Annotated in this window: 12 protein-coding genes; 8 read left to right on the forward strand and 4 right to left on the reverse strand. The window is 43.5% G+C overall.

The window, feature by feature from the left end; translation table 11 throughout:
* Positions 1-14 precede the first annotated feature (14 nt).
* From L2747_RS13850 to L2747_RS13880, 7 genes are all read left to right on the forward strand, one after another.
* Entirely contained in the window at positions 15-3,059 is a 3,045-nt protein-coding gene (locus L2747_RS13850) for an amidohydrolase family protein (RefSeq protein WP_248999609.1), read from the forward strand.
* Complete coding sequence (locus L2747_RS13855; protein ID WP_428848521.1) at positions 3,059-4,429, forward strand: amidohydrolase family protein; 1,371 nt, start codon at positions 3,059-3,061, stop codon at positions 4,427-4,429. Before L2747_RS13850 ends, L2747_RS13855 begins: the two co-directional genes overlap by 1 nt.
* A 122-nt stretch (positions 4,430-4,551) precedes the next feature.
* Entirely contained in the window at positions 4,552-4,932 is a 381-nt protein-coding gene (gene rcsF / locus L2747_RS13860; protein ID WP_248999610.1) for an Rcs stress response system protein RcsF, read from the forward strand.
* 30 nt (positions 4,933-4,962) lie between these two features.
* Positions 4,963-5,712, forward strand: coding sequence for a tRNA (N6-threonylcarbamoyladenosine(37)-N6)-methyltransferase TrmO (gene tsaA / locus L2747_RS13865; protein ID WP_248999611.1), 750 nt, complete (start codon positions 4,963-4,965; stop codon positions 5,710-5,712).
* Between the two features lie 2 nt (positions 5,713-5,714).
* A complete protein-coding gene (locus L2747_RS13870; RefSeq protein WP_248999612.1) occupies positions 5,715-6,359 on the forward strand; it encodes an acyltransferase in 645 nt (214 codons plus the stop codon).
* Positions 6,360-6,612: 253 nt separating this feature from the next.
* Positions 6,613-8,325 carry a proline--tRNA ligase gene (locus L2747_RS13875; RefSeq protein WP_248999613.1) on the forward strand — a complete coding sequence of 571 codons (1,713 nt, stop codon included), beginning with the start codon at positions 6,613-6,615 and terminating at the stop codon, positions 8,323-8,325.
* Positions 8,326-8,574: 249 nt separating this feature from the next.
* The gene (locus L2747_RS13880; protein ID WP_248999614.1) at positions 8,575-9,699 is read left to right on the forward strand and encodes a patatin-like phospholipase family protein; all 1,125 of its coding nucleotides are present in this window, start codon (positions 8,575-8,577) and stop codon (positions 9,697-9,699) included.
* Between the two features lie 36 nt (positions 9,700-9,735).
* Here the strand turns inward: L2747_RS13880 and L2747_RS13885 are convergent, their stop codons facing one another.
* Positions 9,736-10,449, reverse strand: a complete 714-nt coding sequence (locus L2747_RS13885; protein ID WP_248999615.1) for an SGNH/GDSL hydrolase family protein — start codon at positions 10,447-10,449, stop codon at positions 9,736-9,738.
* Positions 10,450-10,482: 33 nt separating this feature from the next.
* Positions 10,483-12,432, reverse strand: coding sequence for a monovalent cation:proton antiporter family protein (locus L2747_RS13890; RefSeq protein WP_248999616.1), 1,950 nt, complete (start codon positions 12,430-12,432; stop codon positions 10,483-10,485).
* A gap of 203 nt (positions 12,433-12,635) precedes the next feature.
* Here L2747_RS13890 and dgcS point away from each other — a divergent pair, with 203 nt between their 5' ends.
* Entirely contained in the window at positions 12,636-13,526 is an 891-nt protein-coding gene (dgcS, locus tag L2747_RS13895) for a diguanylate cyclase DgcS (protein ID WP_248999617.1), read from the forward strand.
* A gap of 215 nt (positions 13,527-13,741) precedes the next feature.
* Here the strand turns inward: dgcS and tilS are convergent, their stop codons facing one another.
* Positions 13,742-15,157, reverse strand: coding sequence for a tRNA lysidine(34) synthetase TilS (gene tilS, locus L2747_RS13900; RefSeq protein ID WP_248999618.1), 1,416 nt, complete (start codon positions 15,155-15,157; stop codon positions 13,742-13,744).
* A gap of 17 nt (positions 15,158-15,174) precedes the next feature.
* Positions 15,175-18,645, reverse strand: coding sequence for a DNA polymerase III subunit alpha (gene dnaE, locus L2747_RS13905; protein ID WP_248999619.1), 3,471 nt, complete (start codon positions 18,643-18,645; stop codon positions 15,175-15,177).
* Between the last annotated feature and the right edge of the window lie 27 nt (positions 18,646-18,672).

Here is an 18,672-nt window from a genome sequence, read left to right on the forward strand (position 1 = left end):
TAATAAGTAGAAGAATGCGTAAACATACAATCAAAACTCCTCTCGCTTTATTTAGCTTGTTATGCTCGCCAGCCCTACTTGCTAATGAGCAACTAACCGATAACACGCCAAGACTCACAGCCCTAAGTCATGCCACTCTGATGCTATCTCCTGGAGAAGTCGTAGAGAACGCAACCTTATTGATAGAGAATAATAAAATTAAGGCTATTGTTAAAAATAATGATGTGCCTGAAGATGCGTATATTATTGATTTAAGTGGCCATACTGTTTATCCCGGCTTTATTGATCCCTTTACTGATTATGCTATTGAGTATGAAAGGGAAGTAGAATCAACATCTGGCCCTGTTTATGAAATAAAGCGTATTGGTGGCAATGCCAGCAATGGCGCAATACATTCTGAAATGCAATGGTTTAATTATGTCTATCCAGATAAAGAACAAGCAAAAAAATGGATAGATAATGGCTTTACCAGTGTACAGTCTAGTTATTTAGACGGCATATTTCGTGGCCAAGGTGTTGCATTATCTTTAGCTGATAAAAAAGCAAATGACATTATTTATAAAGCCCAGACAAATCAGTTTATGGCTTTTAACAAAGGATCTTCAATTCAAGATTATCCGCAGTCATTAATGGGGAGTATGGCATTAATTAGACAAACCTTCTCAGATGCTAAATGGTATAACGAAAATAAGAATAAAAAGTCAATTTCTAGCAATATAGTTGAATTTAATATTGCCTTTGAAAGATTAGCTGATGCTAAAAAGCAGACATTCATTTTTGAAACAAAAAATTTGAATAACCAGCTACGAGCAGCAAAGCTATTAAATGAGCATGAATATAATGGCAGTCTTATTGGTAATGGTAGCGAATACACCAGACTTAACGAATTAAAGTCTTACCCTTTTAGCCTTATTCTACCGCTTAATTATCCTGCAGCGCCGGATATTACCGATGGCGATAGTGAGCGCGAAGTCAGTCTATCTTCTTTAAGGCATTGGGAGCGAGCACCAAGTAATTTGGCTATGGTTGCCGATGCTGAGATCCCATTTGCGTTAACTCAGCATGGGATTGACGCTGATAAGTTTTGGCCTAGGCTAAAATTAGCGGTTACTCGTGGTTTATCACAAGAGGCGGCACTAGCTGCGTTAACTACAGATGCAGCTGAAATATCAGGTGTTGAACATATCGCAGGCAAACTAAAATCAGGTTATATGGCCGATTTGGTTATTACCGACGGTAATATCTTTAAAGACGGTAAAATTGTCAGCATGTGGTTACAAGGTAAGGAGCAGCAAGTTGTTAACCGAGACCGCTCGCTGTTAGATACCCCTTACCAAATACAAATTGGTGAGCTAAATTTTGACTTAGCTATTGAGCAATCACCTAAGCTAAGTGGCACATTGTCAAGCGGCGAACAAGATATTAGCCTAGCAAACCTAGACTACCAGTCGGGCCGCCTCACCTTTAGCGCTAATCTATCAGAAGCTGGGATAGAGGGAGTTAGTCGCTTTACTTTATGGCTAGATAAACAGGGAGTTAGAGGCCGATTACTCAATGCCAATAACCAAACTCTACCTTTTGGTGGTATTAAACTAGAGCCTATTGCGACATCAGATGCCGCTAATGATAAGGCACTTGAAAACGTAAATCTGATTTCTAAGCAAACCTCACCAAATGTCGCCTATGGTTTAAGTGCACAACCTAAGCTAGACAAAGTGCATATTAAAAACGCCACTATTTGGACGTCAGATAAAAGTGGAGTACTAGCCAACAGCGACTTAATTATTTCTAAGGGGAAAATTGAAGAAATAGGACAAGATCTTAAAACCCCTTCAGGTTACAGCGCTATTGATGCAACGGGTAAACATGTTACTGCTGGAATTATCGATGAGCATTCACATATTGCATTAAATGGTGGCACCAATGAAGGCACCGATGCCATTACCTCAGAAGTGCGCATTGGCGATGTTATCAACCCTGATGATATTGCTATCTATCGCAGCCTTGCCGGTGGCGTGACGACCGCGCAGTTATTACATGGAAGCGCGAACCCAATTGGTGGTCAAGCACAAACCATTCAACTTAAATGGGGTGATACCGCAGAACAGATGAAGTTCGAAGGTGCGCCAGCCAGCATTAAATTTGCACTTGGTGAAAACGTTAAGCAAAGTAACTGGGGAGATGACTACACCCGCCGCTTCCCGCAAAGCCGCATTGGCGTGAAATCACTCTTTAGTGAAGCCTTTAATGAAGCCCTTGCTTATCGCAAAGCCCAAGTTAACTATAAGAAAATGCGTTCAAGCGAACGCAGGCGCACCGTAGCACCACAATACAATTACCGTTTAGAAGCGATAGCCGAAGTGCTAGAGCAAACTCGTGATGTGCATATTCACTCTTATGTGCAATCTGAGATCTTAATGTTCTTGCGGTTAGCTGAAGCTTATAACTTCAAAGCAGGTACTTTTACCCATATTCTTGAAGGTTACAAAGTTGCTGATGAAATGGCTAAGCATGGCGCCTATGCCTCGACCTTTTCTGATTGGTGGGCCTATAAATTTGAGGTATACGATGCGATTCCTCAAAATACCTGTCTAATGCAAGACAAAGGCGTATTAACCAGTATTAACTCAGATGATTACGAGATGCAGCGTCGTCTTAATCAGGAAGCAGCGAAATCGATGATGTATTGCGGCATGTCGGCAGAAGATGCTTGGAAGATGATCACCATTAACCCAGCTATTCAACTTGGCATTGCAGACAAAGTCGGCTCACTCGTTGAAGGTAAACAAGCCGACATTGTACTTTGGGACAATCAACCACTTTCAGTTTACGCAAAAGTTGATTCAACTTGGATTAGTGGCCGCCGCTACTTTGATCGTGAACAAGATAAAATCGCTCAAATCGAAGTTGCTAAGGAGCGCGCAGCTTTGATCCAAAAGGTGTTACTTAGCGATGACGCCCATAAGCAAGGCGAAACCCCAATCGACTTAACTGAGCCTGAATGGCACTGTGACACCCACTTCAATGCATGGCAGCAGTCAGCGACAGGAGCACTGTAATGAGTATTAACATCTCTTTGAAGCGTACTGCTTTTAAACCTATAACTATAAGCAAAGCAATTGCCCTACTTGGTCTCCCTTTATGTTTTATGGCTAATGGCCATGACATGTTGCCAGCCAAGGTGCAAACTCAGCCAATATTATTTACTAACGCTACTGTGCATACGGTAACAAATGGAGTGATGCAAGACAGTGATGTGCTGATTGCTGATGGTAAAGTGATCGCTGTAGCGCAAGATATTGATGCCGCTTCTGCAGACATAACATCAACAACACCGCAAAAAACGGACTATTCGGAGTTACTAGATAACGCTCAAGTGGTCGATGCCAGTGGTAAGCATCTGTATCCGGGACTTATTGCACTTGATACCACCATGGGTTTAGTTGAAGTAGAAATGATGCGCCCAAGTAATGATGCTTATGAAGTGGGTTTTATCAATCCCCAATTAGAAGCCATTAGCGCCTTTAACCCAGATTCCGAAATTATTCCGACAGTCAGAGTTAACGGTATAACCCATGCTCAAGTTGTGCCGCAAGGAGATGGTTTAGCGGGGCAATCGGCACTGGTTGCTATGGATAGTTGGACTATTGAAGATGCTTTAGTTGCATCTAACAAACAGTTCCACCTGTATTGGCCACATGTTCGTTGGTTGTCCAAAGATGCTGATAAACGTAAAGAACAGCTTGCGGATCTAGACCGCCGAGTAGAGCTCGTTTTCAACGCCTTTGCGGATGGTCAACGTTATTTACTGGCTAAGCAAGCTGGTAAAATCAACAAAATCGATCTTCGCTGGCAAGCTCTTGCCCCGCTTTATGAAGGTAACGGCCAATTGTTTATTCATGCGCAGTCGCAACAGCAAATAGAACAAGCAATTGCTTTAGCCAAACAATACAGTTTTAACATCGTTATTGTTGGCGGTTACGATGCTTGGCGCGTAGCTGATGCATTGGCAGAAGTGAATGCCAAAGTAATCTACAACCAAACGCTTGCCTTACCAAAGCGCAAAGATGAGCCCATTGATTTGGCCTTTAAAATCCCAGCTCTACTGAAGCAAGCACAAGTGCCTTTTGCCATTGGTTTTTCATCTGACTGGAATAGCCGTAATTTGCCCTTTGCCGCAGGGCAAAGTGTGGCTTATGGTTTAACAAAGCAAGAAGCGCTGCAAAGCATAACCTTAGATGCTGCAAAAGTTCTTGATATTGACGATATGGGCGCCATCGCTCCGGGTTTTAAGGCTAATATCATCTTAGCAACGGGTGATATATTAGATCCGATGCAAGCCGGTATCGAATCTATCTATATTGATGGCCGCAAAATTGATTTGAATAATCGTCATCAACAGCTTTATCAAAAGTATCTAAAGCGCTAGAATTTCCAACTTATAGCGCAATAAAAAATAAACCCTTTAAAAAGTGCTCTTAATGAGCACTTTTTTATTTAACGTTTTCAACGACTGCTCCTCAACCAATACAATAATACAGGCCAGCGATAATGAAATATTTACTACCATCAGCTTTACTTTTAGTGCTCAGCGGCTGTGCCGGTGACTATACCTTTAACAGTAACTTAGATAGCGATGCTATTAACGACTACTTTAAAGCGTCTGATGTGACAATGTATGAAGGCGCATTACAACCTGTAGGCCCTTTTGAAATAAAAGGCTTAGTTGAAGGGGAAACCTGTCAGGTTTCAGAAAATGATGCCCCAGCATCAATTGTTGAAGCTCGCACTATTGCTCGCCGTGCCGCAGCAGATAAACAAGCCAATGGGCTCGTTATCAAAAACTGCTTGCTGATTGAGGAAGCCACTCAAAACTGTGTTAGCCGCGCTTTATGCGTAGGCCAAGCAATTGTCACTACCAACCAAAAGTAATCATATTTACTTATTTTAGAAGTAACCTAAATGTCTTTTAACAGTCAGATCCAAGCCGTGGCTTATTGCCGCACGCCATATAAACAAAAATTTGGTATTCCAAGACAACCCGGTCTTGTTAGTGCCGCTCGCGGTTTTGTTGAGCTAGCACCACCATTTAACCAAATTGATGCTGTTAGAGGCCTAGAGCAATACTCACACTTATGGTTACTTTTCTGTTTTCATGAAAATTTAGCCGCTGGCTGGAAAACCACTGTGCGCCCACCAAGGCTTGGCGGTAATGAAAAGCTTGGCGTGTTTGCTACCCGCTCAACATTCAGGCCCAACGGTATTGGTCAGTCAGTGGTTAAGTTGCACGCAGTGCATACCCATAATGGTAAAGTCAGCCTTGAGATCTCTGGCATGGACTTGCTCGATGGCACGCCAATTATTGATATTAAACCTTATATTCCCTTTTCGGATTCGATTAAGAATGCTCAAGGGGGCATTGCTCAAGAAGCGCCAGTGTTAGCCAATGTATACTTTAATGAGCAAGCGCAAATTCAGCTTGAAAAGTATCAGCAAAATCCTGCTTACCCGCGCCTTGCAGAATTGATTGAAGGCGTTTTAGCGCAAGATCCCCGTCCGGCTTATAAAAAGGCCAAAGCCGATCCTAAGCTATACCAAGTGGCACTGTACGATTTGGATATCCTCTGGATTGTTACGGATGCAGGTATAAAGGTTATTGAGTTAAGAGCATCAACCATTAACCAAAAGCTAGCTTCACAGGCGCATGACTAACGATGTCAGAATCAAACGCGCCAGCTAATTTAATGCCAAAGCCTGACTACCGCACTCAACATAAAAAGCGCTTGTCTTATATGCCTTGGCTGTATTTCTCACTTAAAGATAAACATCTTGAGTGGGCAAAGCCTTGGCAAGACGAAGTTCAAGCGTATTTTTGTGCGGTTGAAACCGTCAGTATTGGTGAGCGTTGCTTTGTTGCCCCTGAAGCAAATCTATTTGCCGAGCCGGGCCGCAATATCATTATCGGCGCGCAGTGTATGATTGCCGCTGACAGTTTTCTACATGGGCCGATAACCTTAGGCAATGAAGTAGCGATAAATCATGGTTGCTCTCTTGATGGTGGTCGTCACGGTATCAGCATAGGTAATCAAACTCGGATTGCTAACAATGTCACCATTTATGCCTTTAATCATGGTATGGCGCCTGACACGCCAATCTACCAGCAAGCCTCAAACTCTAAAGGCGTGGTAATTGGTGAAGACGTATGGATTGGTGCCCAAGCAGGTATTGTAGATGGCGTCACCATAGGTAATCATGCGGTTATTGGTATGGGCGCTATCGTGACTAAAGATGTAGCTGATTATGCCATCGTTGCCGGCAACCCAGCCCGTCTCATAGGCGATAGACGCGATAAAAACTAGGCGAAAATCAGCTTAGTTGATGGATATTCAACTTAAGCCCCCCTAAATTAGTACTTTGATGTTGAATATCTCCACTTTTATAAAAGCTTCCCTCGAACTATTTAGTATACAAAATCAACCTTATTGACCTTACAAAAGCTCTATAGCACTCTGCCAAAGCCAATAAAATCGATTAATTCCCTAAATACCTAGGTGACAGAACCTCTACAAGTGATAAAATAGCGCCCATTCAACTCAAATTTGGACACCGGTAATGCGCGTAAGCAAGTACCTGCTATCAACTCAAAAAGAAACTCCTGCAAACGCAGAAGTCGTTAGTCATCAGTTAATGTTACGTGCGGGTATGATCCGTCGTAACGCATCAGGCTTATACAGCTGGTTGCCGACAGGTTTACGTGTACTACGTAAAATCGAAGCGATTGTTCGTGAAGAAATGAACAAAGCGGGCTCGGTTGAAATTCTAATGCCTATGGTTCAGCCTGCCGATCTTTGGGTTGAAACAGGCCGTTTTGAAAAGTTTGGTCCTGAGCTACTTCGTTTCCAAGACCGTCACAACCGTGATTTCGTACTTGGTCCAACTCACGAAGAAGTGATCACTGATATCGTGCGTAAAGAGGTTAACTCATACAAGCAGTTACCGCTTAACCTATACCAAATTCAAACCAAATTCCGTGACGAAGTTCGTCCACGTTTTGGTGTAATGCGTTCACGTGAATTCTTGATGAAAGATGCTTATTCTTTCCATATCGATCAAGAAACCATGAATGAAACTTACGAAGCGATGTTCCAAGCTTATTGCAACATCCTAGAGCGTTTAGGTTTAGCATTCCGTCCAGTTATGGCTGATACCGGTTCTATCGGTGGTAGCTTGTCGCACGAATTCCACGTGTTAGCTAACAGTGGTGAAGACTTAATTGCTTACTCTACTGAAAGCGATTACGCGGCAAACATTGAAAAATGTGAAGCACCAATGCCGACTGAAACTCGTCAAGCCGCTACTAGCGAAATGACGTTAGTCGATACGCCAAACGCTAAAACAATTGCAGAGCTTGTTGAACAACACGGTATTGCGATTGAGAAAACAGTTAAGACTCTTATCGTTAAAGGTTCGACTGAAGAAGCGCCATTAGTGGCTATCGTTATTCGTGGTGACCACGAGCTTAACGAAGTAAAAGCTGAAAAAATTGACGCTGTCTTAGCGCCATTTGAATTTGCTGATGAAGCGGCTATTCGTGATGCAGTAGGTGCTGGTACAGGTTCTATCGGTCCTGTAGGCCTAAACATGCCTGTATTTGTTGATCACAGCGTTAGCATCATGAGCGACTTTGGCGCTGGTGCAAACGAAGATGGTAAGCACTATTTCGGTATCAACTGGGAGCGTGACCTTCCAGAAACGGCAGCATTCGATCTACGTAACATTATCGAAGGTGAGCCTAGCCCATGTGGTAAAGGCACGATAGCACTACTTCGCGGTATCGAAGTGGGTCATATCTTCCAGTTAGGCACCAACTACTCAGAAGCGATGAACGCTAACGTACTAGACCAAAATGGTAAGTCTCAGACATTACTTATGGGTTGTTACGGCGTAGGTGTTAGCCGTATGGTTGCTGCTGCAATTGAGCAGAACAACGATGACCGCGGTATTATCTGGCCAGAAGCTATTGCACCGTTTACTGTTGGTATTTTGCCAATGAACATGCATAAGTCGCACCGCGTTAAAGATATCGCAGAGCAGCTATACCAAGACCTAAATGATGCAGGCATCGAAGTGATGTTTGATGATCGTAAAGAGCGTCCAGGTGTAATGTTTGCTGATATGGAGCTTATCGGTATTCCACATGTAGTGGTTATTGGTGACCGTAATATCGATAATGGCATGTTCGAATATAAGAACCGTCGTACTGGTGAAAAGCAAGATATCCCACTAGACCAAATCGTTGAGTTCTTAAAAGCACAACAAGCTTAATTTGCTAATGTGCTTTAGCTAATGTACGAATAAAAACGCCGATGATTTCATCGGCGTTTTTTTATATCTCAAGCTAAAAACCAGCCAACTTAGTCAGCCTTTCGAACGCGCATTTACGTGATGTTGACGATATAAATGAGTGAATAATTTTTACGCTTTTTCTTGAACAAGCTTGCCGAGTCACATATGCTGAAATTAACGACAATATAATAAATACATTTTATTTTTCAAACGATAAGGAGCGTCGAATTGCCAGAAAAAACGGCGTTAGTACTTGGTGGTGGTGGAGCGCGAGCAGCCTATCAAATAGGGGTACTAAAAGCGATTGTGCAATTTTACCCACGTAACCATGGTATTCCCTTTAAAATTGTCTGTGGCACTTCTGCTGGCGCAATCAATGCTACATCTTTAGCAACTCACGCTTCATGTTTTCATCTTGGAGTGAGAAAACTTGAGTGGGTTTGGCGGCATATCCACGCTAAAAAAGTCTACCATGCATCGATTGGCGGCGTATTAAAACACTTGAGTAAAATGGGTTTAAAAGGCCTACAAAGTAATGGTGTATCCAATACCGCTGGCAGCCTGTTTAATAGCGCTCCTCTGCGAGATCTACTCAATAATCTAATCAGTTTTGAGCGAATTGACCGCAACATCAATAGCGGCGCATTAGAAGCCGTAAGCTTAGACACCTCTTGTTATAATAACTCTCGTTCAGTTACCTTTTTTCAGGCTAATGCCCATATTGATAACTGGCAAAGAGCAAGGCGTCATGGCGTGCGCACTCGGCTTAATACCGACCACCTTTTGGCAAGCTCTGCGATCCCAATGGTGTTTCCCTCGATTAGACTTAATCAAGAGTACTACGGGGATGGTTCAGTGCATCAGTTGGCACCACTTAGCGGCCCTATCCATCTTGGCGCTGACAAAATCATGGTTATTAACCTTGAGAGCCCACATAAGGTTAAAGCCAAAGAATTAGAACATCACCCAAAAACTGCAACCATTGCAGGCCACCTTCTCGACACCATATTTTCTGACACCTTAAATAGCGACTTAGAAAGGTTGGAGCGTATCAACAACACATTAGAGTTGATCCCTGAACAAAGCCGTAAAGGCTTACCTTTGAAGAATATAGAGACCTTAGTGATTAAGCCAAGCGAGGATTTAAGTGCAATGGCGTCTCGTTACTTTGAAGATATGCCTTTCGCCATCAAAATGATGCTTAGAGCACTTGGCATCAATCAGCACTCAGACTCGAGTATCGTTTCTTACCTGCTGTTTGAGCAAGGCTACTGCAGTGCATTAATCGAACTGGGATATGAAGATGCGATGTGTCAGATTGACGATATTAAACAGTTTTTCGATATTCGTTAAGATTTTATTTAACGAGGTCAAACAAGTAATAGCACTTTAATTCAAGCTCTTAATAATCACCTCTGCTGCGCTTTTTCCCCAGTCTTGATATATGGCTTGTCCCGGATGAAAGCCATCTTTTGCCATAGCGCTGGCATCAAGTTGATGGCCAAAATCAAGCAAGGTAAAGCAGCTATTTTCTGCAGCTAACTTTTCTAGATAACGATTAAACTCATTGCTTCGCTTACCTAAAAACCAGCGTAGTGGCTGTGGTAAAACCGGAAAGTCTCCCATAGGCGGGACACGTGTTAACACTAAGCTTTGACAGTTTGCTTTAGTTGCAATCAATTCAATCAATACTTTTTGCTGCTTAATCCAGCGCTTTGCGGACAAAGGACTTAATACATCATTAACGCCAAGCGAAACTATCACTACATCAAACCGCAATGACGGGGTTACGCTCAGTAACTGATCCAACATGCACGTTGCTTTTTCAGTGTTGCTACCAGATTTAGCCAACAACTGCCAATTTACTTGGTATTGGCGAGCAAGCTCTTTGACCACAACGCCTGTAAGTGCCTCTGATTGTTGAGCCACTCCGACACCTGCTGCGGCTGAATCACCCAAAACCAAAACTGATAATGCACTGCCATCACCTGAAACACCGATACGCTCGCCAGCGGCCTCTGGTAGTCTTGGGGTATTTTGTTTGACTCTTTTGCCCTGTAAAAACAGCCAAGGCGCCAAAATGATAAAAACCAAATAATGCATTCTCTCTCCTTGAGCATTTTAGACAGACAAGATCTATCCTTGCAGTAAAAAGATCTCAGCCTTTTCTATGCGTCTAGGCTTACCCAACAATATTAAAATATCACCGGACTTAATCTGCCAATCAAACTCTGGGCTTTCGACCTCTGCCCCAGCCCTTCTAACTGCTCTTAACTCAACTCGTAGTTTTTCCCAAGGAATATCAGCCAATGTAAGCCCAACGGCATTAGCTCCCTTAGGTAAAGCTACAGCGTGCAATAACTCAAGGGTAAAGTCAGTCTCTGCCCCAGAAAAGAAGCCATGTAAGTATTGATAGTGATTACGACGTTCTATCTCAAGCCGCTTTAATATTCGTGCTAACGGCACGCCACATTGATACAAAACTTGGGAAACTAACATCAAGCTACCTTCCAAGGTTTCTGGAATAACCTGGCTTGCCCCAGCCTCTTCTAGCGCTTCCATGCCGGAATCATCACGGGTACGTACTAAAATTTTTGCCTCTGGTGCTAGCTGTCGGCAAAGCGGCAGAACCTCCTCTAAGATCCGTTCACTACTAAAGGTAATGACAATCAACTTAGCATCGCGTACTTTAGCCTGCTTTAGAATGCTTCTTTTACACACATCGCCAAAGTAAACCGGCTCACCTGCAGTTCTCGCTTCAGACACCCTTGTTGGATCAAGGTCCAGCACCAAATAAGGAATAGCCTCTGTTTTCATAAAGCGTGCAATCGTTTGCCCAACGCGGCCATAGCCTAAAATAAGCACGAGATCGTCTTTAGCGTCCACCGTCACATTCAAAGGCTCACTGGTACCTTTTTTAGGTTTGAGACCTTGCAGCCTTCTGGCAATATCCACACTATGACGAACTAACCAAGGTGCAAGTGCCATCGAGAGCACTGCTACCATGACTAAAGTTGTACTGGTTTTGCTATCCAGCAACTGATAGTTAACTGCCAAAGCCAACACAACAAAACTAAATTCACCGACCTGGGCTAAACTCAGCGCTGTGGCGACTGAAGAGCGAAATGACTCTTTAACAATCTTCAGCAAAGAGAAAATAACCAGTGCTTTACCTAGAATGACAGCAATAAGAATAAAGATGATCTGCCACCAGTACTGCGCAACCAACTCAAAGTCGAGCAACATACCAATAGAGATAAAGAAGAGGCCCATCAACAAGTCTCTAAAAGGCCTAATATCAGCCTCAAGTTGACGCCGGTACTGGCTTTCACCTAATAGCATACCCGCCATAAACGCACCTAACGCCATAGACAAACCTAACCATTGAGTAATCGCGCCAGTGACTAAAGCCACAACTAATGTGGATAGTACAAACAGTTCATTGGAACGAGAGCGCGCCACTTCATCGAACAATTTGGGCAAGGCCCATTTACCAAATGCCATTAGCGCGATAAAAGCTAATACCCCTTTGAGCAAGGCGTAAACTACATCATTCCACAACAACGCTTCGCCATCACTGGCAAGTAAGGGGAGTAAGATTAATAACGGTACGACTGCGATATCTTGAAATAACAGCACACTAACTGATAGTTCGCCGTGTCTGCGCCTTAACCAGCCTTGTTCATTAAGGAGTTTAAGCACAATGGCTGTAGAGGACAAAGCAATTGCAGAGCCCACTACGACGGATTCTGTAACCGTAAGATTACATAACAATGCAATCCCCATACTCAGCAATGTGGTTACCACAACTTGTGCACTACCTAAGCCAAATACAGTGCGACGCATTGCCCATAATCGAGGCAAAGAAAACTCAAGGCCTAAGCTAAACATTAATAGTACGACGCCAAGCTCGGCAACCGATTGCATCTGATGTTGAGTAAACCAATGAAAACCGCTAGGGCCACTTATCACACCCGTCACCAAGTAAGCCAAAATTGCGGGTAACCCCGCACGCCTTAAGATCGCAATCGACACGATAGCGATCACCAGCATCAGCAAAATTTGAATGAGAAAGCTGTGTTCCATGGCGACTTGATACTCCTTAATCAAAGGCATTAGTCAAAATGCCGACACTGTTTTATTTCACCGATTTAACTAGAGAGTAACCTAATGACAAATAAAGACAAATATTATTGCCTCTTATAAAGGCACGCTTCTTGCTTGATATTTTTATAAGAAAGTTAAAACACGGTTAAATGCCGCCGTTAAACACTGGGAGTAACTTAGCAATGGAATTTGGTCTTGCTACCGAATCTTTTCCTATTGAATATCGCAAGCCGATGGGAGTCTGTGCACCAGCACCGCAGGAGATTGACCTAGTCAATATTATCCAGCAGCTACACCAACATCTTGATCCGCGGACAGTGTTTGCCTGTTTTGGAAAAATAATGGGGCAACACTTGCCGCTTTATGGTGTCCGTTTAGATTATAAAGATTACCACTTTCATTGGGGGAGCCAAAAAGGGTATGCCATAGAGCAACACTTAATGATTGCCGACTGTCAGTTCACTGTTAACTATAATCTAAAAGCCCCTTTGGTGCCCTCTCAAACCCAGAAGCTCAACCAATTACAATCGCTTGTGCTACAACCACTATTTAACGCCATTCAATACAGAGAAATGTCACTGCAAGCCATGTATGACGCGCTAACTCAACTTGGAAATCGTCATTATTACCAAGAAAGCTTGAAAAAAGAGATCGCTCGCGCTCAACGCCATAACAGCGATTTATCGTTAATTGCATTAGACTTAGATAATTTTAAGCAATTGAATGATGACCATGGTCATCCGCTTGGCGACAAGGCTTTGATTGAATTTGCCAGAATGCTCAATTCAACAATTAGAGATACAGATCAGGCTTTTAGAATAGGAGGAGATGAGTTTACACTGCTTATTCAAGCAAATGCTGAAGATGCTGCAATATTGTGCCAGCGCGTGCTCGATGCAGTTGCCACTCACCAATATTTAGATAATTATCAGGTGCGCACCAGTATGGGGATCAGCCAATGGCGTGCTAATGACTCAGAACAAACATTTTATCAACGTGCAGATAATGCGCTCTACCTGGCTAAAGCTGCAGGTGGACAATGTTATCGAATACACAGTGGCTTATCGGGTTAATAGCACTCTAAACAGTAAATAGTATTCTGATGAATTAAAGGCAGTTTATTGAGTTAATAGTGTTTTAGTGAATGAGGCCAACTCATTAAACCTGTTACAGAACAGGCTATCGACTCTGAATAAACACTGCTCATCAACAGATCCCTGCCAAAATTAAGCTTTGAACGTTAGCCAGTAATATTGCTCAATTATAGATAGCTCAAACAAAAGCACATTTAAGTGTTATTTAAACTCAGTGCTAAGCCTGTCTCACCTGATGTAGCTATGGCAGACTTTTCAATCCAAAACCCTATAGCGGCAACCAGTTTACCGTTATAACACAGCAGTGGTACGTGTCCTCGTTTCCATGGAGGTAATTCTAGCTCTTGCCAGATTTTTTTTAGCTCTCGACCCTTACTGCGAAAATGTGGGTGACTACGAGTACTTCCCGGCAAAGCGTATACAATGGACACCAGCTCTGTTGGCAATGGTAATCTCAACAATGGCTCTAAATCAGCTGCTATATACTTGCCTAATAAGCGTTGACCAGAAGGCAAGTCAATTCCATTATGTATCACCTCATCCAGCTTTATCTCTTCAAGCATTTCAACTTTATGTAAAGGTTTAAGTGAGTGAATACTCTCTGCTAAAAAATAGGCGTTATTTTTAAAACGCCGAATAACCACATCAGCTAAACGCACCTCTATATTGGCATCCTCTTTGGCATCCAATAGTTGAGATAAAATTTGCTCGCCCTGTATTTTTGATGGTGGTGCAAAACCAAGTTGCTCCATGTGCCCACGCAATAGTAGCGATTGCCAAGCATTAGAGAAAGTCGCTAACTTAATGACTTCAAGGACGTTATCCACACCTATTAACTTTTGTACTTGCGGTAAACGTTTTACAGTTTCTTCTTCAAGTACTGATTGTTGCAATGCACATAGTTCGGCGCTGCGGCTGGCAGTAGCAGCTATGGCACTCCAACGTTGCTTAAGTTTGGGGATGATATCTAAACGCAGAAAATTTCTATCGTACTTACCATCAAAGTTACTTTCATCTTGAATATGCCCAATATTATGCTGTGCTGCATAACCTTCGATTTGATCTTTACTGCAGTCAAGCAAAGGCCTTACCAACCATTGCTGTTGATTGACACGCTGCACCTTGCCCATAGCAGACAAGCCTTTTGGACCTAGACCGCGCTTAAGGGCCAGTAATACAGTTTCAAGCTGATCATCTTGATGATGCGCAGTCATTAGAATATCGTTCACTGAAAGCTCGGCTAATAAAGCCTGATAGCGTACATTTCTGGCTTCAGCTTCAATGCTGGTTCTAGGCGCGAGATTAACTTGCACGTACTTAATCACGCATGGCAAGTTGTAGCTTTTAGCTTGTAATAAGCAGTGGTCAACCCAGCTATTTGCATTAGTACTTAGGCCGTGATGGACATGTACCAACAGGCACTCGTAAGCCGAGTTTATTTGGGCAAACTGACCTAAACCATACGCGAGGATCTCAGAATCGACTCCCCCACTATAGGCCAATACCAATTTACGTTTAGGCTGCTTACCAATCGCAACAGACTCAGTCGAACTCACATTTGGGGCCGGCAGCAGTGCTAAGCAATTTTGGATAAGTGAAGTTATATTCATCTTAAAAAGCCATTTACTTAAAAAACAATCTTGACCTGACCAGAACCCGTTAACGACTCAAGTGCTAACATAAGCTCGTCTGTCGGGTTGACTCGCCACTCATCCCCCAGAGTAAACTGAGCTTTTGATTGTGGTTGAGCATAGTTAATCAATACCGGCACGGCACCTGCTTTCCAGGGCTCTACCGCAGATTTGAATTCATTTAACCATTGCTCATTGACCTTGTCTGACTGCATTTCAATCTCAACGGCATTGGCAAAATGGCTACGCGCCTCCCCCATATCAATAATATTACGTGCGGTCATTCGATTACCACCAGAAAAGTCGTCAAAGCTGACTTCGCCTTCGATAATCAAAATACGGTCTTTTTCGAGCAAGTGATTAAATTTCTCGAATGCTTCAGTAAATAACATGATCTCTAAACGCGCACTCTTGTCATCAAGCGTCACAAGCCCCATTTTTGAGCCACGTTTTGTCATCATCACACGTGTCGCAACCACTAGACCTGCGGCTTTCATGGTCTTGCCGCGATCTGTCGGATGTACATCTTTCAATCGACCAGATGTATAATGTTTTAGCTCTTTCAAATACTGATTAATGGGGTGACCCGTGAGGTATAAACCTAGGGTATCTCGCTCACCTTCAAGCCACACTTTATCTGGCCAAGGTGTGCATTCAACAAACTGCTGTTTACTATCTTCTGGCTCACTATTGAGCAAACCAAACATATCGTGCTGACCGATAGCTTCGGCTTTAGCATGTTGATCTGCTGCGCGAATGGCCTCTGGCAAGGTCGCCATCATGGCTGCGCGGTGCGGACCTAAGTTATCCAGCGCACCAGCGCAAATCAGCTTCTCAATCACTCTGCGATTAAGCTTTTTAAGATCGATTCGAGCACAGAAATCAAATAGATCTATAAATGGCCCGTTTTCACGTGCTTTAAGAATAGAATCAACCGGGCCTTCACCCACGCCTTTAACCGCACCAATTCCGTAAACAATATTTAAGTCGTCATCGACGGTAAATCTAAATAAGCCCTTGTTCACATCAGGTGGTAGCAACGGCATTCCCATGCGCTCACATTCATCCACCAAGGTGACAATCTTATCCGTGTTATCCATATCGGCTGACATTACCGCTGCCATAAACTGGGCAGGATAGTGAGTTTTTAGCCAAAGCGTTTGATAGGAAACTAACGCATAAGCAGCTGAGTGAGATTTGTTAAAACCGTAACCCGCGAATTTTTCCACCAAGTCGAAAATCTTCATCGACAGTGGACCATCTACGCCGTTTTCAATCGCGCCAGCTTCAAACGTACCGCGCTGCTTAGCCATCTCTTCTGGCTTTTTCTTACCCATAGCACGACGAAGCATATCCGCGCCGCCCAAGGTGTAACCAGCAAGTACCTGAGCAATCTGCATCACCTGCTCTTGATACAAGATAATGCCGTAAGTCGGTGACAGTAGCTCTTTTAACGATTCATGCTGATATTCAGCATCTGGATACGATACTTCCTCACGACCGTGCTTACGCTCGATAAAGTTATCTACCATGCCCGATTGCAGTGGACCGGGTCTAAACAGTGCCACTAGTGCAATCATGTCTTCGAAGCAGTCTGGCTGAAGACGCTTAATCAGGTCTTTCATACCGCGAGATTCCAGCTGGAATACCGCAGTTGTTTCATATCGTTGAAGTAACTTAAAGCATTTAGGATCCGTAAGCGAAATAGATTCTATGCGAACCCGCTCTTCTCCATTTTTATCTTTAACGCTATTCACCATCTGTAGCGCCCAGTCAATAATGGTGAGCGTTCGTAGACCCAAGAAATCGAACTTAACCAGGCCTGCGGTTTCAACGTCGTTCTTATCGAACTGAGTGACAGGGTTTAAACCTTCGGTATCACAATAAATTGGCGAAAAGTCTGTGATTTTGGTTGGTGCGATAACCACACCACCGGCGTGCTTACCGGCGTTACGGGTCACACCTTCCAAGATTCGGCACATGTCGATAAGATCTTTTACTTCTTCATCGCCATCGTAAGATTCTTGCAGCCCCGGCTCAACTTCAAACGCCTTAGCCAGAGTCATACCTGGCTCGGCTGGGATCATCTTCGAAATACGGTCAACAAAACCGTATGGATGGCCTAGTACACGACCCACGTCTCGAATTACCGCTTTAGCCGCCATAGTACCGAACGTAATGATCTGTGATACCGCGTCACGGCCGTAAAGCTCTGCTACGTGATCGATCACTTCATCGCGTCTATCCATACAGAAGTCGACGTCGAAGTCGGGCATAGATACACGTTCCGGGTTCAAGAATCGCTCGAACAGTAAGTCATATTCGAGTGGATCCAGATCGGTAATTTTAAGGGCGTAAGCCACCAAGGAACCCGCACCAGAACCACGACCAGGTCCAATTGGGATATCGTTGTCCTTACCCCACTGGATAAACTCCATTACGATGAGGAAGTAACCAGGGAACCCCATTTGGTTGATAACTTTGAGCTCTACATCAAGACGCTCATCATATTCGGGGCGCTTTTCTGCGCGCTCTGCAGGATCTGGGAACAGAAACTCTAAGCGCTCTTCTAGGCCTTTTTCAGACACATCAACCAAGAAGTCTTCAATGGTCAAATCACCTGTCGGAAAGTTAGGTAAGAAGTATTCATGCAAGCGCACAGTTACGTTACAACGCTTAGCAATCTCAACCGTGTTTTGAATGGCTTCAGGAATGTCTTCAAACAGTTCGCACATCTCTTCACTGCTTTTAAAATATTGCTGGTCGCTATATTTTTTGGGACGACGTGGATCGGCAAGGGTAAAACCGTCGTAAATGGCTACGCGGATCTCGTGAGCATCAAACTGCTCAGGCTTATTAAATACCACTTGGTTAGTCGCAACCACCGGGAGGCCTTTTTGCTCTGCAAGTTCAACGGCCATATGCAAATAGCGCTCTTCGTCAGGACGACCGGTGCGTAGCAGCTCTAAATAATATCTATCAGGAAAGTGGGTTTGATAAAACTCAATTAAATTATCAACTTGCGCTTTGTTTTCTTTTAATAGCGCGCGACCAACATCACCGTCTTTAGCACCAGACAGTAAAATCAAACCCTCGCTATATTTTGCCAGCCATTCATGATCGATAACCGCTTTGTCATTGATATTACCGCGTAAGTATGCGTCGCTGATCAATAACGTTAAATTCGAGTAACCAGTATTATCCATCGCAAGTGCGGTGATCGAGCAAAACTCATCAAACCCAGGCACTTGAACCCAAAAGTCAGTACCAATAATTGGCTTGATACCGTTGCCATGACTAGCCTCGTAAAACTTTACTAAACCGCACATATTCGTCTGATCTGTTAGGGCGACGGCAGGCATTCCAAGTTCGGCCACTTTTCCTAGAATAGGCTTAACCTTAGAGAGTCCATCAGACATGGAAAAGTCGCTATGAACGCGTAAATGCACAAAACGTGGATCAGACATAATATGGAGTATCTTTCTTTTTGATAG

Source organism: Shewanella marinintestina (assembly GCF_023283845.1).
GTDB classification, from domain to species: domain Bacteria; phylum Pseudomonadota; class Gammaproteobacteria; order Enterobacterales; family Shewanellaceae; genus Shewanella; species Shewanella marinintestina.